28 protein-coding genes and 1 pseudogene are annotated in these 25,090 nt (G+C 41.3%); 9 read left to right on the top strand and 20 right to left on the bottom strand.

Annotation, left to right across the window (positions count from 1 at the left end):
- Nucleotides 1–7 precede the first annotated feature (7 nt).
- The 6 genes from KA713_15940 (at nucleotide 8) to KA713_15915 (ending at nucleotide 5,005) form a co-directional block, all read left to right on the top strand.
- Nucleotides 8–235, top strand: a complete 228-nt coding sequence (locus KA713_15940) for a hypothetical protein (GenBank protein ID UXE65940.1) — start codon at nucleotides 8–10, stop codon at nucleotides 233–235.
- Nucleotides 236–397: 162 nt separating this feature from the next.
- Nucleotides 398–1,054, top strand: a complete 657-nt coding sequence (locus KA713_15935) for a lipoprotein signal peptidase (protein ID UXE65939.1) — start codon at nucleotides 398–400, stop codon at nucleotides 1,052–1,054.
- On the top strand, nucleotides 1,054–1,557 hold the full coding sequence (locus tag KA713_15930; GenBank protein UXE65938.1) for a GAF domain-containing protein: 504 nt from the start codon (nucleotides 1,054–1,056) through the stop codon (nucleotides 1,555–1,557). The genes KA713_15935 and KA713_15930 overlap by 1 nt, the downstream gene beginning before the upstream one ends.
- 5 nt (nucleotides 1,558–1,562) lie before the next feature.
- On the top strand, nucleotides 1,563–3,332 hold the full coding sequence (locus tag KA713_15925) for a hypothetical protein (GenBank protein UXE65937.1): 1,770 nt from the start codon (nucleotides 1,563–1,565) through the stop codon (nucleotides 3,330–3,332).
- Nucleotides 3,333–3,471: 139 nt separating this feature from the next.
- Nucleotides 3,472–4,617: a histidinol-phosphate aminotransferase family protein gene (locus tag KA713_15920; GenBank protein UXE65936.1), complete on the top strand. Its 1,146-nt coding sequence runs from the start codon at nucleotides 3,472–3,474 to the stop codon at nucleotides 4,615–4,617.
- Nucleotides 4,618–4,747: 130 nt separating this feature from the next.
- A complete protein-coding gene (locus tag KA713_15915; protein ID UXE65935.1) occupies nucleotides 4,748–5,005 on the top strand; it encodes a SemiSWEET family sugar transporter in 258 nt (85 codons plus the stop codon).
- A gap of 72 nt (nucleotides 5,006–5,077) precedes the next feature.
- Here KA713_15915 and KA713_15910 read toward each other — a convergent pair whose 3' ends face one another.
- Nucleotides 5,078–7,297 carry a TonB-dependent receptor gene (locus KA713_15910; GenBank protein UXE65934.1) on the bottom strand — a complete coding sequence of 740 codons (2,220 nt, stop codon included), beginning with the start codon at nucleotides 7,295–7,297 and terminating at the stop codon, nucleotides 5,078–5,080.
- Between the two features lie 108 nt (nucleotides 7,298–7,405).
- Nucleotides 7,406–7,912, bottom strand: coding sequence for a hypothetical protein (locus tag KA713_15905; GenBank protein ID UXE65933.1), 507 nt, complete (start codon nucleotides 7,910–7,912; stop codon nucleotides 7,406–7,408).
- A gap of 180 nt (nucleotides 7,913–8,092) precedes the next feature.
- On the opposite strand from KA713_15905, the gene KA713_15900 reads away from it, so the two are divergent.
- Nucleotides 8,093–9,295, top strand: a complete 1,203-nt coding sequence (locus KA713_15900) for an acyl-CoA dehydrogenase family protein (protein UXE65932.1) — start codon at nucleotides 8,093–8,095, stop codon at nucleotides 9,293–9,295.
- A 49-nt stretch (nucleotides 9,296–9,344) separates the two neighbouring features.
- On the opposite strand, the gene KA713_15895 is transcribed toward KA713_15900, so the two are convergent.
- The 11 genes from KA713_15895 to KA713_15845 form a co-directional block, all read right to left on the bottom strand.
- On the bottom strand, nucleotides 9,345–12,035 hold the full coding sequence (locus KA713_15895; GenBank protein UXE65931.1) for a TonB-dependent receptor: 2,691 nt from the start codon (nucleotides 12,033–12,035) through the stop codon (nucleotides 9,345–9,347).
- A 5-nt stretch (nucleotides 12,036–12,040) separates the two neighbouring features.
- Entirely contained in the window at nucleotides 12,041–12,745 is a 705-nt protein-coding gene (locus tag KA713_15890; protein ID UXE65930.1) for a GLPGLI family protein, read from the bottom strand.
- A gap of 72 nt (nucleotides 12,746–12,817) precedes the next feature.
- On the bottom strand, nucleotides 12,818–13,021 hold the full coding sequence (locus KA713_15885) for a hypothetical protein (GenBank protein UXE65929.1): 204 nt from the start codon (nucleotides 13,019–13,021) through the stop codon (nucleotides 12,818–12,820).
- A 12-nt stretch (nucleotides 13,022–13,033) separates the two neighbouring features.
- Nucleotides 13,034–13,594, bottom strand: coding sequence for a GLPGLI family protein (locus KA713_15880; GenBank protein UXE65928.1), 561 nt, complete (start codon nucleotides 13,592–13,594; stop codon nucleotides 13,034–13,036).
- Nucleotides 13,595–13,896: 302 nt separating this feature from the next.
- Nucleotides 13,897–14,103, bottom strand: a complete 207-nt coding sequence (locus KA713_15875; GenBank protein UXE65927.1) for a hypothetical protein — start codon at nucleotides 14,101–14,103, stop codon at nucleotides 13,897–13,899.
- Nucleotides 14,104–14,336: 233 nt separating this feature from the next.
- Complete coding sequence (locus KA713_15870; protein ID UXE65926.1) at nucleotides 14,337–14,615, bottom strand: GLPGLI family protein; 279 nt, start codon at nucleotides 14,613–14,615, stop codon at nucleotides 14,337–14,339.
- Between the two features lie 783 nt (nucleotides 14,616–15,398).
- On the bottom strand, nucleotides 15,399–16,406 hold the full coding sequence (locus KA713_15865; GenBank protein UXE65925.1) for an IS4 family transposase: 1,008 nt from the start codon (nucleotides 16,404–16,406) through the stop codon (nucleotides 15,399–15,401).
- Nucleotides 16,339–16,599 carry a DUF4372 domain-containing protein gene (locus KA713_15860; GenBank protein UXE65924.1) on the bottom strand — a complete coding sequence of 87 codons (261 nt, stop codon included), beginning with the start codon at nucleotides 16,597–16,599 and terminating at the stop codon, nucleotides 16,339–16,341. The genes KA713_15865 and KA713_15860 overlap by 68 nt, the downstream gene beginning before the upstream one ends.
- 70 nt (nucleotides 16,600–16,669) lie before the next feature.
- Complete coding sequence (locus tag KA713_15855; GenBank protein ID UXE65923.1) at nucleotides 16,670–17,398, bottom strand: hypothetical protein; 729 nt, start codon at nucleotides 17,396–17,398, stop codon at nucleotides 16,670–16,672.
- A gap of 76 nt (nucleotides 17,399–17,474) precedes the next feature.
- Nucleotides 17,475–19,121 carry an AMP-binding protein gene (locus KA713_15850; protein ID UXE65922.1) on the bottom strand — a complete coding sequence of 549 codons (1,647 nt, stop codon included), beginning with the start codon at nucleotides 19,119–19,121 and terminating at the stop codon, nucleotides 17,475–17,477.
- A 97-nt stretch (nucleotides 19,122–19,218) separates the two neighbouring features.
- The gene (locus KA713_15845) at nucleotides 19,219–19,635 is read right to left on the bottom strand and encodes a hypothetical protein (GenBank protein ID UXE65921.1); all 417 of its coding nucleotides are present in this window, start codon (nucleotides 19,633–19,635) and stop codon (nucleotides 19,219–19,221) included.
- Between the two features lie 192 nt (nucleotides 19,636–19,827).
- Here KA713_15845 and KA713_15840 point away from each other — a divergent pair, with 192 nt between their 5' ends.
- Nucleotides 19,828–20,187 (top strand): hypothetical protein, encoded by a 360-nt coding sequence (locus KA713_15840; protein ID UXE65920.1) that lies wholly within the window; start codon nucleotides 19,828–19,830, stop codon nucleotides 20,185–20,187.
- Between the two features lie 25 nt (nucleotides 20,188–20,212).
- Here KA713_15840 and KA713_15835 read toward each other — a convergent pair whose 3' ends face one another.
- The 3 genes from KA713_15835 to KA713_15825 all read right to left on the bottom strand — a co-directional run bounded on the left by KA713_15835 (nucleotide 20,213) and on the right by KA713_15825 (nucleotide 21,545).
- On the bottom strand, nucleotides 20,213–20,584 hold the full coding sequence (locus KA713_15835) for a DUF1801 domain-containing protein (protein UXE65919.1): 372 nt from the start codon (nucleotides 20,582–20,584) through the stop codon (nucleotides 20,213–20,215).
- Nucleotides 20,585–20,689: 105 nt separating this feature from the next.
- A complete protein-coding gene (locus KA713_15830; protein UXE65918.1) occupies nucleotides 20,690–21,109 on the bottom strand; it encodes a VOC family protein in 420 nt (139 codons plus the stop codon).
- A 19-nt stretch (nucleotides 21,110–21,128) separates the two neighbouring features.
- A complete protein-coding gene (locus tag KA713_15825) occupies nucleotides 21,129–21,545 on the bottom strand; it encodes an SRPBCC family protein (GenBank protein ID UXE65917.1) in 417 nt (138 codons plus the stop codon).
- A 380-nt stretch (nucleotides 21,546–21,925) separates the two neighbouring features.
- On the opposite strand from KA713_15825, the gene KA713_15820 reads away from it, so the two are divergent.
- A complete protein-coding gene (locus KA713_15820; protein ID UXE65916.1) occupies nucleotides 21,926–22,909 on the top strand; it encodes a helix-turn-helix domain-containing protein in 984 nt (327 codons plus the stop codon).
- Here KA713_15820 and KA713_15815 read toward each other — a convergent pair.
- The 4 genes and pseudogenes from KA713_15815 to KA713_15800 all read right to left on the bottom strand — a co-directional run bounded on the left by KA713_15815 (nucleotide 22,897) and on the right by KA713_15800 (nucleotide 24,999).
- Complete coding sequence (locus KA713_15815) at nucleotides 22,897–23,298, bottom strand: hypothetical protein (GenBank protein UXE65915.1); 402 nt, start codon at nucleotides 23,296–23,298, stop codon at nucleotides 22,897–22,899. The two genes, KA713_15820 and KA713_15815, sit on opposite strands and share 13 nt — an antisense overlap.
- Before the next feature lie 12 nt (nucleotides 23,299–23,310).
- Nucleotides 23,311–24,000: a DUF4386 domain-containing protein gene (locus KA713_15810; GenBank protein ID UXE65914.1), complete on the bottom strand. Its 690-nt coding sequence runs from the start codon at nucleotides 23,998–24,000 to the stop codon at nucleotides 23,311–23,313.
- A gap of 34 nt (nucleotides 24,001–24,034) precedes the next feature.
- Complete coding sequence (locus tag KA713_15805; GenBank protein UXE65913.1) at nucleotides 24,035–24,460, bottom strand: hypothetical protein; 426 nt, start codon at nucleotides 24,458–24,460, stop codon at nucleotides 24,035–24,037.
- Nucleotides 24,461–24,615: 155 nt separating this feature from the next.
- A pseudogene (locus tag KA713_15800) lies at nucleotides 24,616–24,999 on the bottom strand (GNAT family N-acetyltransferase).
- Nucleotides 25,000–25,090 lie beyond the last annotated feature (91 nt).

Below are 25,090 nucleotides of genomic sequence, written 5' to 3'. Positions count from 1 at the left end.
TTGTGGTATGGATATCGAACTAGAAAAATCCGCAATAATAAATTGGGTTCAAAAGCTGAAGGATATTGGTTTAATTCAGAAAATCAACCTTTTGAAAGAAGAATCTGAAAAATCGAGAATTTCTTCAAACCCAAATTCTCAACGCAAAGCGGGTGATGGAAAATACTTAATTGAGTATATCGCAGAGGACTTTAATGAGCCACTCGATCATTTCGATGAAAACTATCGCCCATGAATTACTTGGTCGATACCCATGTTTTACTTTGGTACATGGAAAACAATCCCAAACTATCTGCGAAGGCTATTGCCGAAATCGAAAACAGGAATAATGTCATTTTAAGTTGGTTGTTATTTCTGATGATCCAAAATTCAACATGTACCCCGTAGAACTTTTCAAATGAAAATCCTAAAATACTTTTTAATAGCATTTGCCGTAATCGCCATCGACCAAGCCAGCAAATTATTGGTGCATAAATACATGGGCTTGCACGATGAGGTAAACGTACTTGGCGAATGGTTTAAGCTTCACTATTTATTGAATCCGGGCATGGCCTTTGGCATTCGTTGGGAAAGTGAGTTTGGAAAATTAGCACTCACCCTCTTCCGCATCATCGCCATGTTTGGGATTGGGTACTATTTGCTAAACATGATCAGAAAGCAATCTCATCCTGGTTTTTTGGTTTGCTTGGCGCTGATTTTAGGTGGTGCCATTGGCAATGTGATTGACAGTACATTTTACGGTGTGCTGCTCAACAATGCACCGTTTGATTCACCCACGCCTTGGTTTCATGGACAAGTAATCGATATGCTCTTTTTTCCCATATTTAATTTCACCTGGCCAGAATGGGTCCCATTTTTGGGAGGACAAGATTTTTTGTTTTTCAGTCCTGTTTTTAACATTGCTGATTCATCTATTTTTATTGGTGTAGCTTCTATCTTGATTTTTCAGAAAAGGTTTTTCAAAGAAAAAGAGGTGAATCCGAACGAGCCCTCCAAAACTATTGATGAATCTACGCTCGAGAATAATGTGCCCTCTACTTCAACATTATTGTAATGGCCGAACAACTTCTCATTGACACCACGCAAGATAAAGCCACACGCTATCAATCATTGCTTCCGCAGATTGAAGGGTTGATAACGGGCGAAGCCGATGTTGTAGCCAATCTTGCCAACATCTCAGCAGCGCTAAAAGAAGCGATGGGTTTTTTCTGGGTTGGTTTTTACATCGTGAAAAATAATGCCATGCCTGCCGGCAGGCAGGAGTTGGTTTTGGGACCTTTTCAAGGGCCAATTGGCTGCACACGCATTGGCTTTGGAAAGGGTGTGTGCGGTGCATGCTGGAAAGAAAAAAAAGTAATGCTGGTACCCAATGTCGATGAATTTCCTGGGCACATTGCGTGCAGTTCTACTTCTAAGTCTGAAATCGTTTTACCTGCTTTTAAAAACAACGAGGTGGCTTTGGTGCTGGATGTGGATAGCGACCAACTCAATGACTTCGATGCCGTAGATGAAAAATACCTCACTCAATTGATGAGGCTCATCGAGCGGTTTATCTAAACAAAATGACCGAAAATTTTTATCAAGAGCGCGCGCATCAATTTCAATCACAAATAACCGTAGTAGACAAAATCATTCGGCAATTGGCCTGGACACGGCTACTGATTGCAGCACTCATTTTACTATTTGGCTATTTTGGATTTAACCATTCTATTTTCTTCTCCGCCATTCCTCTTCTGGTGATTGGATTTTTTTACTTTGTTCAAAGTCAGCAGAAAAAAGAAAGTGAGCGTAACCTTTTGTTGCATTTAGTTCACTTGAATCAACGGGAGGTAAAAGCATTTCAATTTGATTTTAGCCACTTTCCTGCTGGCGAGCAGTTTATCAATCCAACCCATCCATTCAGTCATGACTTGGATGTTTTTGGCATTGGCTCCGTATTTCAATACATCAACCGATGCGCCACCCAAATCGGAGAAAAAAAATTAGCTGACGATCTCACTTCGTTAAAATTTACAAAGGAAGAAATCATCGAACGTCAAGAAGCTATTCGTGAGTTGGCGCAACAACTGGAACTACGGCAGCAATGCTGGGCTATTGGGCAACAAATACAAAAGGGCGATGGTCATCTCAATCCATTGTTTGCTTGGCTGCGAGAACCCAACCTGTTTTTAGGAAAAAGATTCTTTCAAATTGCCAAATGGGTTTTCCCATTCATCACCTGTGCTGCATTGGTAGCGATCGTTTTTGATTCAACTTTCGAAATTATTTTCTTTCTTCTTTTCATTTCTCAAATCGGTTTTGCGGCTGCGTATTCTAAGCCTATTTCCATTCTTCAAAATAAACTGGCAGGTTACCGAATGCTGTTGGAAAATTATGCCAAGCTGCTTAGCAAATGGAAGGGGTTGACGTTTCAATCTGCCGTATTGAATCAACATCAGCAAAAAGCTAACGAAGCAGCTGAAAATGTTCATGCATTTTCTAAACTTGTCAATGCGCTGGAAACCCGCATGAATATGTTTGCCCGATTTTTTGGCAATGGATTGTTCCTATACGATTTTCATAGCGTCACTCGGTTAGAAGCGTGGCGCGACCAAAATGCTCATGAACTTCAACCATGGATTGATTCGTTGGCCGAGTGGGATGCTTTACTTTCCTTTGGTACGCTTCACTTTAATCAACCGGGTTACGCGTTCGCAGAATTTGAAGATGATTTTTCCATTAAAGCTACTGCAGCGGGTCATTTATTGATTCCTTCTTCCGAGCGAGTAAACAATTCATTTGACCTTGGCAATCCCGCGAGTGTGATGTTGATAACCGGTGCCAACATGGCAGGCAAGAGTACTTTTTTACGAGCCGTGGGCACCAACTACGTATTGGCGCTGAATGGTGCGCCTGTTTGTGCCACCCACTGGAGCTGCCCGATTGGGCACTTGCGAACCGGGATGCGTACCTCCGATTCGTTGCAAGAACACAAGTCGTATTTTTTTGCCGAGCTGAATCGCTTGCAATCCATCGTGCAAGAATTAAAGAGCAGCAAGCCAATGATTATTTTGTTGGACGAAATTTTGAAAGGCACCAACTCCACTGACAAGCAATCAGGCTCGCGTGAACTAATCAAACAATTGATTCACTACAAAGCCTTGGTGATGGTGGCCACACACGACATTGCCTTGGGCGATATGGAACAACAATTCCCGAATCAAATTACCAATGCCTGCTTCGAAGGCAAAATAGAAAACGAAGAGTTGACATTCGATTATTGTTTAAACAAAGGATTGGCACAAAAAGCAAATGCCACCTTTTTGATGCGAAAGATGGGGATCATACCGTAAATGGAGCATAAATTTGTCGCAGAAAAATCAGAATCCAGTTGGTCTTCAGAAAGGTAAAATATTACAGAATTCTTTCTGTGTAATTTTATGAGTGGATTTACATTGAACTTCCTATATTGAATTTACTAATCAAAAAAACATGGAAAATCTATCTCGTAGAAATTGGCTCAAGTCATCGTTCGGTCTTGCCTCTGGTTTTGTCGTCACCTCTTCTTTTGTAAACCATTTAATCGCGGCCCCGGCCAGTCAGGCCGAAAGGGAGTTTTTTTCCATAGTGAGTAATGGCGGAAAAAAAATCCGACTCAACTCCAATGAAAATCCCTACGGCCCTTCTGAAAAAGCGAAGAAAGCAGTGATAAACATTTTATCAGAAGGAAATCGCTACGCCTTTAATGAATTGGAAGACCTTCGAAAAACCATCGCGTCAAAAGAAGGAGTTGATCCATCGTATATTTTAATTGGTGCAGGCTCTGGAGAATTGTTGGTGCAAACCGGAATCGCTTATGGGATAGAAGGAGGGCGTGTATTGTCGAGTTACCCTACCTTTACATTGTTAATGAATTATGCCCAGCAAATGGGTGCTATCTGGGACAAAGTAGATTTGAACGAGAAACTTGAATATAACTACGAAGCACTGTTAAGCGCCATTAAAGCCGACACAAAATTGGTTTTCTTCTGCAACCCAAATAATCCCACGGGTACGTTTGTCAGTACCGATATTGTTAAATCATTTTGCGTAGAAGCTTCTAAGAAAACATTAGTTTATGCCGATGAAGCCTACTTGGAATTTTTAGAACCATCGATGCAGAAATCAATGGTGTCCCTCGTTCAAAACAATCCGAATATTGTAGTCTCAAAAACATTTTCAAAAATCTACGGGCTGGCCGGATTGAGAATAGGCTACCTGGTTGGCCAACCCGATACATTGAAAAAAATTGCCAAGTATGGCGACACCATATCACCTAGTCAAACCGCTATTGCAGCCGCCAAGGCGAGCTTGGGAGATGAGGATTTTATGAAGCTTACACGCGAAAAAAATGCCGCTGCTAGAAAGGTGCTGACAGATTATCTACAACAGAAAAAATTTTATTGTGGTGACCCCAAAACCAATGTTGTACTTTTCCCCGCTCCGAAAAGTGCAAAGGAAATTCTTTCGCAGTTGGATGAAAAAGGATTTTTGATTCGTGTGTGGGATTACCAAAGCAAAGAGTGGTGCCGTGTGAGCATTGGCACACAAGAGGAGATGAAGAGTTTTGTAAAAGCGTTTGATGAGGTAATTGGCTAGTGCATAAAGCGGAAATCCTTTGTGCAAAGAATTTCGCAATCGTTATTATTCTCTCGGAAGTGGAAAATGTTACATCCAGCCCACTGACCGAGTTGGATGCACTAGTTTTGCATTCAAAAATAATAATGTTATGAATCCGATTCAACTTCTTGGTTTGTCTGCAGGTGCTTTCACTACAATTGCTTTTTTGCCGCAGGTTCTTAAAACATGGAAGAGTCGCTCTGCCAAAGATTTATCACTCGGTATGTTTTCGCTTTTCTGTTTAGGTGTAGCGATGTGGTTAGCGTATGGCATTTTGGTAAACGATGTACCCGTGATAGCTGCTAATTTGCTCACACTAATTTTGGCCGGGATCTTATTGTTCTTTAAACTTCGATTTAAGAATTAGATTTGTGTCTTTGTGCCTCAGTGGTAAAATTTCACCACTAAGGCACGAAGGCACAAGCACTTCAGGAGAAAATCAAAATTTCACACGCAGTGTACCAAAAATATTTCTTCCGGGTGCAGTAATACCCGAGGAGTATGGACGATAGCGCTTATCAAATAAATTTTCGACACCAGCATCGAAGGTAAATATTTTATTGATGGCGTATGTAGCCTTTAAATTAAGGGTAGTCCAGGAGGCAGCGAATGGATTACCGTTCGCATCTTTTGCATACAGGTGCGCATCCGCTCGTTCGCTAAGCGCCAGATTTTGATAACTAATTTCGCCTTGGTAATTCATGTACGCAGAGAGTTGAAGGGCGTCCTTTTTATAAACCAGTTGAATCGATCCAAATGTTGGGGCTACATGTGTGGGAGAAAAATCCATTCCTGTGGCGATGTCTTTTTCTTTTCCGCTTTGAATATTCAGATTCGATGCAAGTTTAAAGCTTTTGGTTATATCCCACAGCAAGCCTACTTGAAAGCCACGGACGCTTAACGCGCTGCTGTTTTGCAAAGCATATACATCACTCAGCGTTCCATCGTAATCAATCTGCGACTGACCGTTGAACGTATACTTACCCCGAACAATGGCATTATTTAGTAGTGTGTAGAAGGCAGACACATCCATGGTTAACCCTTCAGCAATTTTTCCGGTAAATCCCAATTCGGCATTGTATGCTTTCTCCGGTTCTAAATTGGCGTTTGGCACTACGACAGTACCCGGTGTTGAGTCAAATACTTTTCCAATGTCATCCACATTCGGAGCGCGGAAACCGGTGGATAAATTGGAATATATTTTCCAATTCGATGTTGGATTATAGATAATACCCAAACTTCCATTCACCGCTCCATTTTTAAGGGAAGCTTCGGCAAACGGAAAATCAAAATAGGTTAAGTCAAAGGGAGCGTACGTATAAACATACGTATAGCGGGCACTGGCATTGAGGAGCCACTTGGCGGCAAGTTTATAACGAAGGCTTGCATACGCTGCGGTAGAGTTCCACTCTGATCCATTGGGATAGCGGGTAGATACACCTGATACCGTTCCGTCTACAATGTTGACTCGCCTTGCGGTTGATCCCACCTGATTGGAAACATATTCAGCGCCATAAAAAAGATTGGCCCGCGGATTTAGTTGCTTGTCAAAATCGATGTTCACTGAAAAAGCTTTTACTGCTTCAAAGCGATCTGTTCTACGGTTTCTATTTCCACCAGTAAAGTTTCGGTTGTGTCGGCTCTCTTCATATTCCTGGTATCCGGCAGTTAATTTGGCCTGATCAAAAAGAGCTGTCGCCTTTACAAAGTTCACGTTTAATGCATGCATCATCCATTTCTGCGGGCCATAATACCATTCCGCGCTCGTAAACACATTGCCTGTTTTCAATAACAGGCGATCGTACCTGGGCACATTCGAAGTTTCAGAAAAATGAAAGCCATACGAAACATTCCAATTCTCATTGGGTTTGAATCGTATCTTTTGCATCACGTTAAGTTGATCAAAGCCGGTTGATACCTGTACATCGGGATCGGGATTGATCACAGCAATATCATTTCCATTTCCGTCACGCACCTGGTAATCGGGTCGTGTGTATTCGATAGGGCCATTACTGCCCATTCGTAAGTCTCCATAAAATCCTTTTGTGATACTGGTGGTTAACGCCCACTTCTTGAGACCAACCGTAAAATCTAAATGGCCGGTTCTCTCCTCGTTTGCAGATGAATAGCGACTAAATGCATTCCCGGTTAGCTTTACTTTATCATCTGTTGAAAACCGCGGATTCAACGTGTGAAAATCCATCACTCCGCCAATCGCATCGCTGCCGTACATGACCGATCCGGGGCCAAAAATTATTTCTGTTTCTTCAATGGCATTCGCATCGAGCGAGATGACGTTCTGTAAATTGCCACTGCGAAAGATGGCGTTGTTCATGCGAACACCATCTACTACAAGGAGTACGCGATTGGTGGCGAAGCCCCGAATCATCGGGCTACCACCGCCCAATTGACTTTTCTGAATAAACACCTGATTGGAGAGACCCAGCAAATCGGCCGCAGTTTGTGGGTTTTGAAACTGAATCTGTTGTGCGCCAACTTTCGTAACGCGGCTGGAAACTTCGCGCAAATTTTGCTCCCAACGATTGGCAGATATAACCACTTCATTCAAATAGGAAATTTTGGTAGTGTCATTGACCTCCTGGGCAACAGAAGTTGAAAAGAGTAAGTAGAATAATATGATCGTATAAAATGATTTCATCACTTATCGGTTGATAATTGAAAATAATGGAAACATTAATCAGCCAGGTGTTGAGACATGCCCAAACCAGCGTGATCAATTGTCGATTTGAAAAAAGAAAGAGTGCGATCAGCCTCGGGGTGGCGGAACGTCAATTATCAAGTCAAAGTCTTTGGATGACTTTGTGTATTCAGTGAAGAGAAAAGATGGAGTAAGCGAATGAAGAAATTCAAAAGATTGAGGCAATACAAAAACCAAGGCGAGAAATTGAGCTACCATGGATGGCACTGGCTTTTTGTCGTTGGAGGAGCGTTTGACCACTTCATCTAGGAAGCTAAGCAGACTATCTTCGGATTCATCGTGCAACGCATAGATATAGTAAATTCCGGCTCTAACTTCCACCCGGGCAATGTCATACATTTTACCGTTCAACTCCAATTCATCCTCTTCATGCAGTGATTTTTGATATTCTGATTTTGTTAGCCGAATCAATTCTAGCTGATGGTCTGGGGTAGATTTCAATAGCTGCTTCATCTCTTGCCGAATAGCCATCAAACGAACACCAAAATAGGTGTATACTCCCGCAAAATGCAGTAAGAAGAGACACACAAAAGCAATTGCGAATAGTTTTTTCATTGCTGGATCGGCAATCTAAGTAAAATTGGCAAAAAAACAGGCGATTTGTTGATGGATGGCGTAGGAGAAGAATGTAACTAAATGCAAAACCCAGAGCCCCCAAGTTTGCTCGAATGGAATACGACATCCAAATTTTTCTGGCGTCTTTGCGCCTTTGCGTGAAAAATTCTAATTTACAAAATGACTGAGCTATTCTATACTGAAAAACTAAAAGTACTTCTTCCCCAATACGAAGATTTCTTAAAGACGGACGTGTACCCGATCGAACTCGGAATTATCACCAAACCGTTTCGGCAGTCCCTGCCAATAATCAAAGTCTTACGGGAAAAGGCAAAGGCCAGGAAGCTATTTGCACCCCATTTATCACCGGAAGAGGGTGGCGTAGGGTTGAATTTAATGGAGTTTGCACAAGTGAGTGAGGTGTTAGGCACTTCTCCCCTAGGTCATTTGATTTTTAATTGCAACGCCCCCGATATAGGCAACATGGAGCTGATGCATCAGTTTGCTTCCGCTGAATTGAAAAAGAAATATTTGCACCCGCTTATGAACGGAGAGATTCGTTCTTGCTTTGCCATGACTGAGCCTGAGTTTGCCGGTTCCAATCCGGTGAATATGGCCACCACAGCACAACGGGAAGGGAACCAATATGTAATCAATGGGCACAAATGGTTTACCACCGCAGCTGATGGTGCCAACTTTACGATTGTGATGGCGGTGACGGATGCACAGAATCCAAACCCCTATTTGCGAGCCAGCATGGTTTTGGTGCCACTGGAAAATCCTGGGTTTCAGTTGGTGCGCAACATTTCAATCATGGGCGAGGCTGGCGAAGACTATTTTAGTCACGCGGAAGTACGATTTACCAATTGCAAAGTTCCCATCGAAAACTTGATCGGTCAGGAGGGACAGGGTTTTGCATTGGCACAAGCGCGATTGGGGCCCGGACGTATTCATCACTGCATGCGATGGATCGGCATTTGTGAACGGGCATTTGATTTAATGTGCAGCCGCGCGGCTACACGCAGGTTGAGCGAACACAAAGTTCTTGGTCAACAACAAATTGTGCAGGCGTGGATCGCGGAATGTCGTGCAAATATAAACGCGGCACGACTGATGGTTTTGCACACGGCTTACAAAATGGAAAAAGAAGGTGCGAAAGCCGCCAAAGAAGAAATCTCAACCATTAAATTTTTCGTGGCAGATGTGCTGATGAAAACGCTGGATAAAGCCATTCAAGTCCATGGCGCACTTGGCATTACGGATGATACGCTTCTTTCCTTTTGGTATCGGCACGAGCGCGGGGCCAGAATTTACGATGGGCCGGATGAAGTGCATAAAGTTTCGCTGGCAAAGGCGATTTTGAAAGGGTACGGGATGGAGTAACCAACTTCTCAAAAGACTCTTTGAGCCCGATTGAAAAGTGATGTCATATCTACTTGAATGAATATTCAACACCTGCTCTAAAAAACCTCGCAAACAAAAATTGTTGGCTTTCAGAAAAGTAAGTCGGCAAAATGTTTTGCCGGATGAAGTATTGATTGTCTAGAAGATTATCACCTTCAATGAAAGCGACAATTGATTTTACATTGTATTGCGCCCTAGCACTTAGGTTCAAGTTTACGGCAGTGCCCCCGCCCCAAATGTCCACTCGCTGCAGCGAAGTTTGCAAAAGTAGTTTTTTATCAAACAATGTTTGTTTATACACTATCCCTGTCAAAAACATATACTGATTTGTGGCCGAGGTAATGTCACTATTGAATTTGAAATCAGAGTACTTTGTTTTTAGCTCGAGGTTGTAAGATTTCTTTTCAAAACTTGAAAGCAACCTAATCTGCAGCATTCTTCTTTGCACCGTGGTTTTGTAAAGGGTGCTTTGGTCAGTAAGATTGTCATTTTCGTTGGCTAAGTAGGATGGCTCAATTTTCAAGTTGAAGGGAAAACGATTGAATACGGTGGCAATCTTTATACCTGCAACCAAGTAGTTGCCCGAAAGCTGATTAGCGTTAATGCCTATGAAAGGCTCGGTATTGAAGGCATAAGAGTTATATGTTTTGGACTGTGTGTAAAGAGCGAACAATTCTGTAGCGGTATTGATCGGGCTGATGATTTTATCAAAATTCATTTGCAGAGTAGTTTCAACTTGTGGCTTAGGTGCAGTAAGCTGCGGTGTGGAAAAAGTTTGGAAATCAATCAGGTCATAACCACCGGCAATGTTAAGTAAGGGATAAGCTGATACTTTTTGTGAATATGAAAAACTAAAATTATCCTCTGTATTGAAATCGATTTTCAACCCGCCATCATATTCTAGCAAGCGTTGGTCTTGGTATGAGAAATTTAGCCCAGGAAAACTCAAATTGGCCAGCCCCAATTTATTATGAAAGCCTACTTTGCCAAAGCTGATGCGGTGTTCAGCATAGGGCATCCACTTGGTGTAGTTCAGCGTGGGCGTGCTTCCGCTAAACAACGAGTTGGTGATGACAATTTTTTCTGGAGCCACATTATTGAATGCCGCTTTGTTGATGTTTCGTTGTTCGGCATAATATTGAAGGCCTACCTGCAACGATCCCAGCTTCCCTTGCATCTGAAGTTTTGCATCGGCTGCCAATTCATTCTTCTTATCGTCAATGGTCTGATAAAAATTGTTCACTACCTGGCCATTGTCATCGGTCATATAGCGAATATACCAAGGCTGGTTGTGGTTCAAATTGCTAGAAAGCGATTTGTTGCTCACGCCAAAAAAAGATTTGGCTTGAAATGCTATCTTTTTGTTCACCAGATATTCAAACAAAAAGTTGTTGTACAACTCGTCAGATTGGTTTCCCCTGTCCAACAAAAAATTCAAACCATCTGCCAAGCTTTGGTTGAAAGCAGAAAGATTTTTGTTGGTGAGCACTAAATTAAAATTGTAGTTGGCCTTTATTTTTTCGTTATCATATTCAAAATCTATTTTGTTTTTAGATAGGTAGTTGGTATTTGTTTTTTGGTCGGTAAATCGAAATTCGGGCGACTCAAAAAAACGCTGGGTGGTTCGGCCTCCTACTCCTTCTTTGGCGTAGCTGTTGTAGCTGCCCACAAACATTTCCAAATGTTTGCCAAGGTTATATTTCGCAGTAACACCGGCAATGCCCAGTTTCGATTGGGTAAAATCTTTAAACCCATATACTTCTTTATTGAACTCGGGGTTCTCTGCCAAGCTGTTGAAATTAGCAGGCAAGTTAAAAATGCTTTGAAAAGCCTCGCGCCCGATATTGCTGATTTGCATGAGCGAAATGGTCTGTTGGCCGAAGGCATCAAACTCGCCAAGTATGTGATACTTTTGTTTTTTGCCCAAAGAAAAAAGATTGGCATATCCGCCCATGTTCAACGCTTTTTGATAACCAGAAGTGATCCGCACCTTGCCAAAGAGCGACTTGTCAAAATCATCCTTTAGTTTTATGTCCAGCACCACCATTTTATCTGAGTTGAGCAGGCTCTCTTTTATTTTAGTATCCTTCTCGTCTAGCCGCACCTCCAAGCTTTGAACCATATCAGGGCTGATGCTGCGGGTGCTGAGAGCGGCACCGCCCTTCAAAAATTCTTCACCGTTTATCAGCACCTTGGCAATGGGTTTGCCGTTTATTTTCAGCTCGCCATTTTCTTGCACTTCAAAGCCCGGCATTTTTCGCAGCACATCTTCCAGCGTTTGGTCGCCCACTTGTGTGTAGTGCGCCACATCGTAAATGATGGTGTCCTTCTTTACGATCACGGGCGTGGGCTTGGCCTTTACCACCACTTCTTTGAGTGCGTTGATTTTTGGTACTACTTCAAAAGAAATGTTGATTTCTTTTGGCCCGGCATCGCCCAGCACAATATCGCGGACATAGTCTGCATACTCTAAGCTACGTGTTTTGAAGGTGAAGATGCCCGCAGCATACGGTAGCACCAAGGTATAGTTCCCTTGTGGATCGGTGTAGGCATACGTGATTATCTTGTCAGACTTGTAATGATAGATGGCCGTGAGCAGATACTCTACCGGCATCTTTGTAACACTATCGGTTGCCGTGCCTTTGATTGTCAGTTGACCTAAACAGAAAATAGGCCACTGAGCTATGAGTAAGATTAAGTATGATTTTTTGAGTGCCAATAAGTTCAGTTGTCATTGTTCAACAGGTCACTGGCTTTTTTGAGCCATTTCTTGTCAATCTTGTTTCTTTCCAAAATTTGTTCTTTGGTGACCTTCACGCCTGTGTTTGGGATGGCAATATCCACTTTTTGAAAATGAATATGGGTTGCTGTGTATTCACCTACAAAATTTGTGAATTTTATTTGCAGGATAAGCCCCGGTAGCCCCCAAAATCGCTCAGGCCCCATGGGCACGGGTATATCCACAGCAAACCAAGCAACCGCATCGCCATAAGGAAAGGTACTTTTGGCTGTTAGAAAATGATGTTTTTTAGCAATTGCCTTTTGAACCTTATATCCTAAGATCGTACCAGTTTCTTCTTGGATTTCCCAATCTATTGGATCGGCAGCATAAACCGCAAACACATCTTTATCGCCAACGCGCTCTTGGTGGATAACTTCTCTTGTTTTGAAATTTAGGTACCATTGTAGGTGTCTTTTGTGGAGGTAAAATTCATATCCCTCTGAGGTTTTGAAAGTCTTGTCTTCTTGGTATAAATTGTAAAGACCGCCAAACTCAGTGAAAAGCAATGAATAATCTGCTTTAACACCCATATTCTTCATAATGTAAGTATAGGTTACTGCGCCTTGAATATTATTTTTTTGAGCCTTCCCTTCAAATGAAAGCATCTGTATCGATAATAATGTAGCAAAAAACTTAACGTAACTCATAACGTCCAAAATAAGTTAAGACACAAAAAGACAAGACGGACTCTTACATTGAATCCGCCTTGTGGTTAAGAATTACATTTGACAGCCACAGAGTTTACTTGCAAAGGCTCTACAATTGCAGAACCAACATGATCCGATCTCACTTCCGTCAGCACCATATACCTTGCAACTAATGGCCGGTGCAGTTTCCGGCATGGGTGCTTTTCCATTGCTTTCTAGCCCAAAAACTGTTACGAGCAAGAGAGAAAGGAATAATGCAAATCTGATTTTTTTCATAAGAATTTGGTTTTAATTTTTGTTTAATAACTCACGTGCATTTTTCAACCACTTTTTATCGATTTTTTCAGGGTCATCAAGCTGATTGAGTGTAACTTTAATTCCTTGATTCGGTCGAAAGTCTTTCTGTGGTTCAAAAACTATCTTTTCAGCAATAAAATAAAAAGCAATTGAAAACCTCAGTTCTAAGATAAGTCCTGGCAGGCCCCAATACTCATCTGGCCCACTTGAAACGGGAATATCAGTAGCAAACCAAGCAATGGCATCCCCACAATCATATTGCGTTTCACGTGTCCTAATGGGGTGAGTTTTAGCGATTGCCTTTTGTGCCACGTGACCTAAAATTGTTTTCGTTTCGTTTTGCAGTTCCCACTTGATTGGCTCAGCGTTGTAAACTGCAAATAAACTTGTCCCGTCTTTTAGTATTACCCTTTTCGTTACTTCTTTATTCATTAAATCGATATACCAGTCAGAGAAATCTCTATGCGTATTGACATGTACACCATCTGAAGTGGTGAAAGACCTCTCCTCTTGGCGGTAAATATACACAGAGGAGTTAGAGCTAAATTTCAAAACATAGTCTCTCTTTAACTTTAGACCATCTTGGCGATACGAGTAGGTGACAACCCCTCCTAGTTTAGAATTTTGACCTTTTGTGTAAGACCAAACCAGTAGAAAAAATAAGAGGCTAGAAATGAATAACTTCATAGGGTAGTAACTTTTAATATCGTGAAATGACCGTTCAAAACACAATAAGAAGTTTGCATCAATTTTGGTAGTGTTGAAAATTACACCTTCTCGATCTGATACTTCTTAGAAAATGGTAAAAGAGGGAGAAGGTGTAAATATGAAATGGCAAACAAATGCATGCTATCTTATTTCATATACAATACCTTATCAACCAAAGCACCACAGTCACAAAACCAGCAAGTGTAAGTTTCTTTTAAATGTGTAAAAGAACAATACAAAGCTTCTTCGGCAGGAATGGAAGAGGTAAGCTCTTTTGTTGTTGACCCCACTGCACTTGAGGTGAAGGCCGAACAAATTACCACAACCACAAATAATACACTTAACTTTTTCATAAGAATTTAGATTTAATGGTTTAGAAATTTTTTTTACTAAGTTTCACCATCAAAAAAAATAGTTGCGCAACATTTATTTTGATAGAACAAATATATACTCCCCCCCCCCCCCGTGTACAAGTCTTTTTTAGAAAAAATATGTAGCATGTAAGGTTTTATAATAATTTGAAAAAATCTTCGCACTGGCAGATTGGAACATGAAATCCCCCTCTGGCGCAAATCTTCCGCACAACTTAATTTTCATTATTCAAAAGTTCTCGGGCATCCTTAAGCCATTTCTTATTAAGTTTTTTCGGGTCTTCTATCTGTTCCTTTTTTACCTCAATCCCTTTATTTGGCTTAATATCGCCAACGGATGAGAACTCTATTTTCTCAGCAATATTAATTAAAGTACGTTCAGAAAAACTTAGTTCTACAATTAGACCTGGGAGAGCCCAAAATCTATCAGGGCCTGAACTGATTGGAATATCTAGGGCAAACCAAGCTATGGCGTAGCCATACTCTATTGTCACCTTTGCCTGAATGCAGGTGACTTTTTGCCGTTGCTTTCTGAACCTTATAGCCTAAAATAGTTTTTGTCTCATTTTTTATTTCCCATTCCATAGGTTGCGCATCAAAATGAGCAAAAAGCATAGTGCTGTCCTTTAAGATCTCACGCCTAATGACTTTTTTTGTTTTAGAGTTCAAATACCAATCATTGTATCGTCTTGGACTGGTGGTTTCTGCTCGGCTGTCCCCCGGTGTAGGCCATACTTGTTGATCTTGCCGTTGAATCAACACCGACTCTTCATTTTTGAATTTTAAATGACTTGGCTGGCGCATGCCTAAATTTTTGTGGATATAGTAATAGGTTACAGTCCCTTCTTTTTGAGCGAATATTAATTTGAAAGAAAAATTAAACAATACTACCAAGAGAAAAAAAATACGAGCCATACAAAGATTAATTTAAAAAAGTGGATTTTTGTGTTCCTCCACTTTTTGTTTAGCCGAAAACTATTTTAAATGAGCTTTTCTCCACTCAATTGCAGAACCAACATCTAGAGACATTACCCCAAAAATCTCTATCCGTGCATACCAATCCTACCTCATCTTTTGCTGTTAGTGACGATTTAGCCGTAACAGAACTCGAAACCGAGGATAGAACTAATTTGAAAAGTACTATTAGCACGCTTAACTTTTTCATTTCTATAGATTTAAAGGTTTACATTCTTGTCCGACTAAACTAGTCTAAAAAGTCATATTTCCGTAGGGGAATTAGGTCTTAAAATGACGCTTCGTTTTTAGGGGTAGTTGCCTTACGCGATGAACAAAGGAGGGTCGCTGCTTTTTCGCCAAGCGGTATACGTATCTTTGATGAAATCGAACAAGGCAACATAACTCATCAAATGTAGCCGTATCACAGTAATCATATTGGCAAATGATTTTTTAGTCTGTGCTTTTTTGCGGATAACGACCATTAATAGTTGAGCTATGAGCACTGCATACACTTGTATTTTAATCGCATTCTCGCTGTTACCCCAGAAGTAGCGCAGTGGAAAATTTTGTTTGATTTGTTTGAACAAGAGCTCAATCATCCATCTACACTTGTAAATCAAAGCGATTTGCGCACAGGGTAGCGTAAAGTTGTTGGTTATGAAGATGAACACTTTGCCATCATCGGATTTGAAAGTAATCCGTCTGAGTTTTAATCGCAAGGTCTGCTCTGCGGTTTTGTAGCCCACTGTGACGTACTGCTCTTTGAGAACACCCTTTGCATTTTTCCTTTGAGTGTTGTCGATAATTACTTTGGTGACATGGTACACGGCATTGCTTTTCATGCGTGTTACGAACCATACTTTTTGATTTGTCCACTTTACAAATTGATGATACAGGTTATACGCCTTATCAAATACGACAAAGCTATTGGCCGGTAACTTAATGTGGTAGAGGAATTTACGGTCATGTACCTTGGCTTCGGTCATTCTTACAAATTCAGCCACACCTGAAAAGGCATCCATCAAGGCATGCACTTTGATACCACCTTTCTTGCGTGAACCATCCAGCGGATTACGACCAACTCCTCGTAGAATGTCGCTAAACAAGCGGATGGTAGTACTGTCTATGATTTTCAAGTTACGTATACTGAGACCTTTCAACCGGCTGTCCGAGATAAAACTGTGATATTGCTTGAGTAATTTGAAGTAGATCGTTTCAAATACCAGATAACTGCGATTGTTGTTTGCATCGGATAGCGTACTACGAGCGGGAGCCTGATCGAAACCAAGATGTGTCAGCTTTTCCTTCGCAGGCCAATATGCCCTCACAAAGCTCCCGAAGGCCATTACAATAACTGAAAACACCGTATAAAAGACTTACCAGATGAACTCGTACTGGGAGACGTTTATAATACCGATTGCTTCGATGTTGCTTGCTGGACTGCTTGATAATATCCGTGGATATGCAAGAAAGTATTTGAGAAAGAATCGGCTGTCCGACAAATTTTTTACCTTTATTCATGGCTATGTGAAGTGTGGTAACTAAACGTAACCATAAAGGGTGACCTTAAAAAGGACGCCCTTTAAAAATTTTAGTCGGACAATAGTGATAATAAATTATTGTCGTACCAAGTCGCTCTCTTTTGATATACAATGGGAACGTTAAATGTAGAAATTCGTCCAGTCTCAATATCTATTTTCAGCACTTTTGTTTCCATCTCGAAGTTGGTTGCAATAAGAATCAATTTTCCTTCAGTGTAGTATAGTTTGTTTAACGAAGCCCCTTCAGCAATTGAAGTCAATGATTTATTGTTAATCAGGGTGATTGATTCATTCAAAAAGTTCGCAAGCTTAATATCTAATTCAATTTCTTTTATTCTGATTGGCGCCCCGTTTTTGAGGTCTATAATTTTAAACGTTAGTGTTTTTTTATCATAGGTTATCGCCTTGAGGCCATCATCGCCTAAAATCCCCATTAATGCGCCTTTGAAAGGAATTGATTGATTCGTCTGTTGGACTCGCTTTGATTCTCTCGTGCTTCGCATCACTCTTATCTCAGGCTCTCGCTTTTTGGACAGTGCAAAGTCTTGATAGTAATAGTAAATAGTATCTTTAGCTTGCTCAATTGCATGAAGAGCAACTTTTTGCAAAAAACCAAAATCTATTTCGGATACTGTTCCTCTTGTGCCAACCCAGTAACCTTTTTTTAAAAACAGATTTGGACTTGAATCAAACCAGTTCAGCGCTACGAAGAGACTGTCTCCAATCGCTTGCGTCTGAACGTCTGCAACCTGATCTGTAGACAAGTTAATACTTGCCACATTAATCTGAGAGAAAGAATAGGTTATAAAAAATGCGAATAGAGTGACAAAACAAAATTTTTTCATCATCGGCCGGTCATTCCCAAATCACCACACTCTCTTTGGTATGATACCAAGTCGGGTATTTAGGGACGTGGATTTTTTCTACCTCGTTACGCTTCACTTTCAGGGTGGGCGTCATCAATCCATTTTCAATCGACCAATCACTTTTCATGATGACTACTTTTTCCATTTTCTCGTAAGGCTCTAAGCTGGCATTCACTTCATTCATGGAAGTAGTTAAGCTTTTAATCAATTCTTCTTTTGGTTTTGCCTTGCCTGCGGCCGATAGCACTGTGAGCATAATGGGTTGAGGAATGCCCATACCCACCACACAAACTTGTTCAATGTCTGTGTTCGCCAATAATTTCATTTCAATGGGAGCTGGTGAAACATATTTTCCTTTGTCGGTTTTGAATTGATCTTTCACCCGGCCAACAATGGTCAGAAATCCTTCTCTGTCTATTTCACCTTTATCACCTGTTTTTAAAAACCCTTCTTCATCAAATGCTTGAGCGGTTAGCTCGGGTTCTTTATAATAGCCCTTCATGTTGCCCGTACTTTTTAGGCGTAGTTCGCCTTCGCTCGAAAGTTTAACCTGAACGCCTTTGAAAGGAATACCCACGGTTCCTTTTTTATTTTTTCCATGCCGGTTAAAATGTGAATTCACGCAATCTTCGGTCATGCCAATGGCCTGAAAAATTTCGATACCAATGGAGTCAAACCAATCAAGCAAATCCACCGCAATGGGGGCTGCTCCTGAATAGATATGAGTGGCTTGACCTAGCCCCAGTTTCTTGCGAATGCTCTTCTTCACGATGCTACCAATGATAGGAATCGATAATAGTGTGCTCAATTTTTTCTGTGGCATCTTCTCCAGAATTTTTTCGCGAAACTTGGCCCAGATGCGCGGCACTGCAAAGAATGTATTGGGCTGGGTATCAGCCAGATTTTTAGGGAAGCTCTCCAATGTTTCGGCAAACGAAAATTCAGCCCCGCTATAGTACCCGTACATCTCAATGCCCATGCGTTCGGCAATGTGGCTCATGGGCAAATAAGAGAAAACACGAGGACGTTTGGGCAGGTTCAATTCGGTGATGGCGGCTCGGAGTGTATCGTCAAATGTGCCGCTGGTGTGCATCACGCCTTTTGGTTTGCCCGTAGTGCCTGAAGTGTACATGATAGTAAGCAACTCCTCGCGGTCCCAATCGGTTACTTGTTGCAAGGGTTTGTTTTCGTCCACCATCTTTTCCCACGAAAGTGATTCGTGTATACCATAAAACGCTACACCAATTCGCTTAACGTTGTCAGGGATGCCGTTCTTTTGATTGGTGTAATCATCCAATTTGCCAATGATGATGGCTTTCGACTCGCTGTGTTCTAATATCTGCTGGATGGAAGGGGCTGTGAGCGTTGCATAAAGTGGGACCGAAATATGACCTGCCATCATAATGGCTAAATCAGCCATTACCCAGTGCGCGCAATTTTTTGAGAGCAAGGCCACATTGCTGCGCGGTGGCAGCCCCAATGCTTGAAGGCCTGTGGCTAATTTTCGAATTTCTTCCCCTGCTTGTTGATAAGTCCACTTTTTCCATTCGCCCTGAACAGGCTGACGAAGAAAAGTATCGTTAGGGACTTCTTTTTCCCATTTCAAAAATTGCTTGATTGGTGTGCTAGCTTCCATATAAATACGGTTTTGTTAAAACGAGTTAACAATAAAATTGCAAAAAAGAAAACCGTACAACTAATATTGGTAAAAGAAACTACTTCATGGTAAAATCCTATTCAGAAACAATCTCAAACTCGGCCTTGTTTTTATCGAACACCAAGACTTTGCAATGGTAAGTTTGGCCTGCTTCCATAGGACTACCAACCGTGAAAGTAGCCCGTAGCACCGAGGCGTCTTCGCTTGAATAGCCATCTGTAGAGGACGCAAACAAATCCGCTTCTTTGCTGATTGACATTCCTTTTGCATCTGTAACCAACAGGGAAAGTCCAAGAAAAGCCTTTTCGTCTTTTAGTTGATGGTTGGCGATGCCTTCAAATACGATGGCAAACTTAGAATCTATGGGCACCTCTTCAGTTAAAATAGATTGGTCGCTGTCGCCCACCAATGAAATGCTTTCCAATAAGAACCAATTGTAAGAAGTGCTCAAGCCCGTGGTCAAATCTTTTTTACGCGCTTTGAAAATGAACAAGCTGCAAGCACCAGCAATGCAACAAAAAAGGTAGATGATGATTTCATGGTTTATGGGGGTGTAGGTTATACGAAATACGGTGGAAAATTTCGAACGGAAACATCCAATAAAAAGAGGATTTTCGCTCGCCTACCACATTTATATGTTTAATTTAAGCTAGCAATTCAAATACAAATAATACAAGCAATAGATATGTACAAAGCAGTGCACCTTAGTCCGATGATCCCCAGTTACAATATTGCGGGGACGGCTACTTTTTTTAAAGATCTTCTTGGATTCGCGCAAAGAACGGATACACCGGGCTACGCCATTTTAAGCAAAGACGGATTGACTATTCACTTGCTGAATGCCGGCACCCACATTGGCGAAATGGAATTTTATTTGGAAGTTGATAATGTAGATGCTGTGTGGAATGCAATCAAAGATAAACTAGCGGGCATCAAAGTAAGGGCACCATTCGATCGAGAATACGGCATGCGTGAAATTCACATTGCCATTCCGCATACCAATACACTTTTGTTTGTAGGATCGGTAATAAGAAAACAAGAGTGATTTTTTAATTTGGTAGGCACTCCTATCATATCTTCTTTGTTTTCTTTTCGAAATTTTCCTTTACTCTAAACTTCACCATTTTCCCAATCAAGCCAAGCGGAAGCGGTTTATCAATGGGAAAACGCACCGTGCCTTTTGATGTCTCGTATTTGTCAAGTTCTTTTTTGAATGACGCAATGCCCGAACCTGTTGGGTAAAAGCCGATATGCGTTTTATAGGCGGCAAAGTACACAAGCATTCCGTAAAATTTGAATGCGGGCATTTGATAGCTGATGACTTCTTCCGCTTTGGGTGCTGCCTTGCGGATTGTTTGGCGCAGTGTCTCCAATTGCATCCGCACACTTTCTGGATGAAACGAAATATATTCGTCAATGTCTCGTGCTATTTCTGTTTTCATGTGTTAATAATTTTATTTTTTCACCGCAGAGGACGCAAAGTTCGCAAAGGGAATTAAGGATAGAACTCTGCGGCTCTCTGCGCTCTTCGCGGTTATTAAAAGTTATTAGGCAGTCACTAACTTTTCAATATCAAATTTCTTCATCTGCGTGAAAGCCGCCACCACGCGCTGCGTCTTGCTTGGGTCGGCCATTAACTTGCCCAAGATGGTTGGAACAATTTGCCACGACACTCCAAACTTATCTTTTAGCCAGCCGCACTGACTTTCCTGACCATCTTTCGTAAGTTTATCCCAGTAGTAATCGATTTCTTCCTGAGTTTCGCAATCGACAACAAATGACACGGCTTCATTGAATTTAAACATCGGTCCGCCATTTAAGCCCATAAATTTTTTTCCATTCAGTTCAAAGTTGACAACTATGGGCGTGTCGGCTGTAATTTTTGAATTCTCAAAGACCGAACAATAAAATTCAGCGGCCGCTTTGGCGTTGCCATCAAACCAGAGGCAGGGGTAAATAGAATTCATAGTTCTTGGTATTTAAGATTTAATTTGATTGAGTATATTTTTTAAAATTATCCAATATTGCTTGCCACCCTTCTCTTTGCATTTCAATCGGGTTTTGGGTTTCTGCTTCAAAGGCTATCCTTATTTTGCATTGGTTGCCTTGCGCACTAAAATCAATTTCGACTTTTCGACCATCGTCAATGGTATAGGCAATATATTCGTTTACTTTTACTTCATCGTACACACCCGTGAAGTCAAATCCAAAGCTTCCGTCTTTAGCTTCCATGCGCGAGAGAAACTTTCCTCCTTTATGCAAATCATTTTCTGCTCTCGTGGTGTGCCAATCGTCTGAGGCGTTGTTCCATTGGGTTATGTGTTTGGGTTCTGTGTAATACTGCCAAACTTTTGCAAGGGATGCGTTGATAGTTGCTTCGATGTTGATTTTTTGCTTATCCATTTTATTTTTTGGTTAATGTTTATTACTTCAATCCTTCACATGAATGCCCTTTTATCTTGATAAGACGGATTATTTCCGTTGCAACAAAATCTCCTTCCACCCTCAACACCCGATCACAATCGTCAAGGTCAAAATTTGGTTTTATGTTGGGAAACGAATTTATAAGAGTGGCGATAAAAAGTCATTGCCTCGCGACAATTTCCACGTAAGGTCAAATAGGAATTGATTTGTGCCATTTTTGTGGTACCGATATTTTTCTTCCGATTGACGATACGAAGATGCAGTACGGAACCACAAGTGAGCATGTGCGGAAATGACAATAAAAGGGTGTTTTACGACAAGGCGTTCATTACCTTCGCAGACCTAACTACATTTGAAAGATGAAAAATGTAAGCATCCTCGTTCCCGAATCGTCTGTGCCGCAGGCCATAGCCGATCCACAGTATTTGTTCACAGCTGTGAATCAGTTTTTGATTGCCTCGGGGAAGAAGCCATTGTTCAATGTGCAACTGGTAGGCGCGAAAAAAGAAGTGAAGCTCAATGGAGGGTTGTTTTCAGTACATACCGATCAACAATTGAAGGATGTGAAGAAAACCGACTTGGTTTTTATACCCGCGCTGTTTGGCGATATGTCCACGGCCATTGCAAAAAACAAAATACTCATTCCGTGGATTACCAACCAGTATAATAAAGGAGCGGAAGTGGCTTCGCTTTGCGTGGGAGCTTTTTTGTTGGCCTCAACGGGATTGCTGAACGGCAAAAAATGTTCTACACATTGGGGTTTTCAAAACGAGTTCCGTGAAATGTTTCCAGAAGTGGAGGTGATGGACGGAAGTATCATTACCGAGGAGCATCGCATCTATTCCAGCGGTGGAGCCAACTCGTACTGGAACATGTTGTTGCATTTGATTGAAAAATATACAGACCGCGATACGGCCATTCTCGCCTCCAAATATTTTGCGATTGACATTGACAGACAAAGCCAAACGACCTTTGCCATGTTCAAAGCGCAGAAGAACCACAAAGACCTAGCGGTGATAAAGGCGCAAGAATACATTGAAAAAAACATCCACGAAAAAATCACGCTCGATGAATTGGCTGAGATGGTAGCCTTGGGCAGACGGAGTTTTGAGCGCAGGTTTAAGCAGGCCACCAACAATTCTGTGTTGGAGTATGTTCATCGTGTGAAGATTGAAGCGGCCAAAAGAAGTTTTGAATCAAGCCGCAAAAACATCAGCGAAGCAATGGTTGATGTGGGCTACACCGATACCAAAGCTTTCCGCTCGATTTTCAAAAAGATAACGGGGCTTACACCGATTGAATATCGGAATAAGTATAACAAGCAGCCAGCTTACACCACGTGATACTTTAAAGCCTTTCGCTCAATAGTTATCAAAACACCAATCAAAGCGATTTCGATCAAAAAATACATAACGCCAAGAGTAGTGAGGCTTGAGTAGAAGAGAATTAAAAGCCCTGTTGTTAAAAAGCAATAAAGCAAGTTGGCAATACAAAGGCTTTTAAGAAATAGCCTCCAGTTTTGATCGGTGAAATAATAACACAAAGCGGAATACAGTGCATAGACCAATGCAATGGTGGAAAGTGGAACAAGTATTTTTTTCGGCATCCCAACATATTCTTCGAAGGTCGGTAAGACTACGGCTAAAAAGAATGCCGTCATGAATGCACCTACGCTGTCAACCAGAAAAAGTTTTTTTGGGTTGGAGACTAGTTTAGCAATAATCTGCCACATTCTTCGTCAAATTCAGTTTTTTCCACTTTTCGCTCCCACAATTACCAACCAAAGGCAAGTTCCTATTTCACCAAGGCTGCCTGGTATAGAAATAAAACTGGCAACACCTAAGCTTGCATAACCTGGAAATAAAAACCCGCCAACAAAATTTATCAAATAACCAAAGCAACCCATCATTAATAAGATGCCTAATAATTTTGGAAGAAAACCAGACCTGAAGACCAAGTAACCAAACGGCAATAACCACAATCCCCAGAAGATGGAAACGGCCTCGATTCCGTTGTTGTAATGCTCAAGCGATAACATGACTTGCGTGTGCAGTTCACCTGCCTGAAATACATCGAGATAGCTTGCCTCGCTAATGAACGTAAGTACTTCAAGTTTGTGATTGATGTTAATGAGTGATATAGGGACACTTACAACTGCCAATGCTACCATGCTTATGGCAATTGTTTTATGGATCGGGCTTAGCAACTTGTATAAAACCAATGGCAGAAATAGAAAGGAGATGTAGGCGATTATACCTGCCACAATACCTAATCGAAAAAGAGTTTCGTTGGCTACAATGTTATTAAAGGTAACAGCAGCATCGTTCCACACAATAAGCTTGGAGGGAACATAGAGTAAACTAAAGATTCCGGTTAGGACAAGGATCAAGTAAAATGCGCCCGCTATTCGAGCTGTTTTTTTGTTTGAGTTCATTTGTGAAGTTTATACAATCATACCGTTGTTACTTTCAAATTGCTCGTGGCCACATCCATGCAAGCCGAACAATTACGAGTGTAATACAGCTCTCTACAATGGCATAAAATACATACGCGGCTATCTCCGGAGTAACCGGGATTGCCGAAACAGCAATCAGCACCATAATAGCTGTGAACACAATGCCGAAAACAATGTTTACCCAACGTGCTAGGACAGGTCGGGCCATTACTGTTAACATAATAACAAGTGGAGGAATGGACATCAAAACAGAAGCAGCAAAAACTTTAATGGGACTGTCAAGTAGCGTGTCTCCAGCAACGAGCTTACCTGCATAACCGGGTATGTAGAGCGAGAAGTAATCGCCATAGATATAGAAAAACATCACAGCGGCCCATAGGGCAGCCAGTTTAATCCGAATGTTGACTTGGGCTTTGTCTAGTGGTATGTTGTTGTCCATGATTTCGTTGTTAACAAGTTTTAGAATATGCCTCAAGTGCCAGACGCCTAACTTAATTAAAAGTTACCTGTAACTAATGCTAAGTTTGGGCATGGCACTGTAAGTAGTACCAGTTCTTCAAATTCACCAAGTTTTTTTCGTTTGGTATACTCCCATCAAATATTTTTGATATAACAAACAATTCGTTCAACTTCTATAAAGCCAATCTTTTTATGAAAATGTATGCTTTGTAAATTAGTGATGTTGCTGTCTGAGGCAAGTTGAGTTATGCCTTTTTGTTTTGCCCAATCTTCAGCCTGATCAATTAGTTTTTTGGCAATTCCTTGTCTTTGATACGTTGGCTTAACATAGACACCTTCCACATAAGCAACAGGTGATTCCGTTGCGCCTTTCACATATTCTTTCCGAATAGTTACATGGATGAATGCAATATAAATTTCTTGCTTTTTGGCAAGGTAACAGATTTCAATCTAAGAATTTATGGCAGCTTTATAGTTTTCAGACTCTTCTTCAAAATCACATCCTGGCCAAAGTTCCAAACGAGTTCGATTAAGTTGTGAAAATTGCCGATTGAAACAGGTTGGATTCCATTGGAATAATAATCAGAAATTGGAAATTTCCTCTATCGTG

Origin of the sequence: Chryseotalea sp. WA131a, from assembly GCA_025370075.1 — a bacterium.
Taxonomy (GTDB): Bacteria; Bacteroidota; Bacteroidia; order Cytophagales; family Cyclobacteriaceae; genus ELB16-189.
Note: the sequence above shows the minus strand (reverse complement) of the source record. Positions and strands in the feature narration are given on the sequence as shown.

Excerpts from the sequence above, each read along its gene's own strand:
- KA713_15940 (UXE65940.1), top strand. The coding sequence starts at position 8 with ATGGATATCGAACTAGAAAAATCCGCAATAATAAATTGGGTTCAAAAG.
- KA713_15935 (UXE65939.1), top strand. The coding sequence starts at position 398 with ATGAAAATCCTAAAATACTTTTTAATAGCATTTGCCGTAATCGCCATC.
- KA713_15930 (UXE65938.1), top strand. The coding sequence starts at position 1,054 with ATGGCCGAACAACTTCTCATTGACACCACGCAAGATAAAGCCACACGC.
- KA713_15925 (UXE65937.1), top strand. The coding sequence starts at position 1,563 with ATGACCGAAAATTTTTATCAAGAGCGCGCGCATCAATTTCAATCACAA.
- KA713_15920 (UXE65936.1), top strand. The coding sequence starts at position 3,472 with ATGGAAAATCTATCTCGTAGAAATTGGCTCAAGTCATCGTTCGGTCTT.
- KA713_15915 (UXE65935.1), top strand. The coding sequence starts at position 4,748 with ATGAATCCGATTCAACTTCTTGGTTTGTCTGCAGGTGCTTTCACTACA.
- KA713_15910 (UXE65934.1), bottom strand. The coding sequence starts at position 7,297 with ATGAAATCATTTTATACGATCATATTATTCTACTTACTCTTTTCAACT.
- KA713_15905 (UXE65933.1), bottom strand. The coding sequence starts at position 7,912 with ATGAAAAAACTATTCGCAATTGCTTTTGTGTGTCTCTTCTTACTGCAT.
- KA713_15900 (UXE65932.1), top strand. The coding sequence starts at position 8,093 with ATGACTGAGCTATTCTATACTGAAAAACTAAAAGTACTTCTTCCCCAA.
- KA713_15890 (UXE65930.1), bottom strand. The coding sequence starts at position 12,745 with ATGAGTTACGTTAAGTTTTTTGCTACATTATTATCGATACAGATGCTT.
- KA713_15885 (UXE65929.1), bottom strand. The coding sequence starts at position 13,021 with ATGAAAAAAATCAGATTTGCATTATTCCTTTCTCTCTTGCTCGTAACA.
- KA713_15875 (UXE65927.1), bottom strand. The coding sequence starts at position 14,103 with ATGAAAAAGTTAAGTGTATTATTTGTGGTTGTGGTAATTTGTTCGGCC.
- KA713_15860 (UXE65924.1), bottom strand. The coding sequence starts at position 16,599 with ATGAATAAAGGTAAAAAATTTGTCGGACAGCCGATTCTTTCTCAAATA.
- KA713_15850 (UXE65922.1), bottom strand. The coding sequence starts at position 19,121 with ATGGAAGCTAGCACACCAATCAAGCAATTTTTGAAATGGGAAAAAGAA.
- KA713_15840 (UXE65920.1), top strand. The coding sequence starts at position 19,828 with ATGTACAAAGCAGTGCACCTTAGTCCGATGATCCCCAGTTACAATATT.
- KA713_15835 (UXE65919.1), bottom strand. The coding sequence starts at position 20,584 with ATGAAAACAGAAATAGCACGAGACATTGACGAATATATTTCGTTTCAT.
- KA713_15830 (UXE65918.1), bottom strand. The coding sequence starts at position 21,109 with ATGAATTCTATTTACCCCTGCCTCTGGTTTGATGGCAACGCCAAAGCG.
- KA713_15825 (UXE65917.1), bottom strand. The coding sequence starts at position 21,545 with ATGGATAAGCAAAAAATCAACATCGAAGCAACTATCAACGCATCCCTT.
- KA713_15820 (UXE65916.1), top strand. The coding sequence starts at position 21,926 with ATGAAAAATGTAAGCATCCTCGTTCCCGAATCGTCTGTGCCGCAGGCC.
- KA713_15815 (UXE65915.1), bottom strand. The coding sequence starts at position 23,298 with ATGTGGCAGATTATTGCTAAACTAGTCTCCAACCCAAAAAAACTTTTT.
- KA713_15810 (UXE65914.1), bottom strand. The coding sequence starts at position 24,000 with ATGAACTCAAACAAAAAAACAGCTCGAATAGCGGGCGCATTTTACTTG.
- KA713_15805 (UXE65913.1), bottom strand. The coding sequence starts at position 24,460 with ATGGACAACAACATACCACTAGACAAAGCCCAAGTCAACATTCGGATT.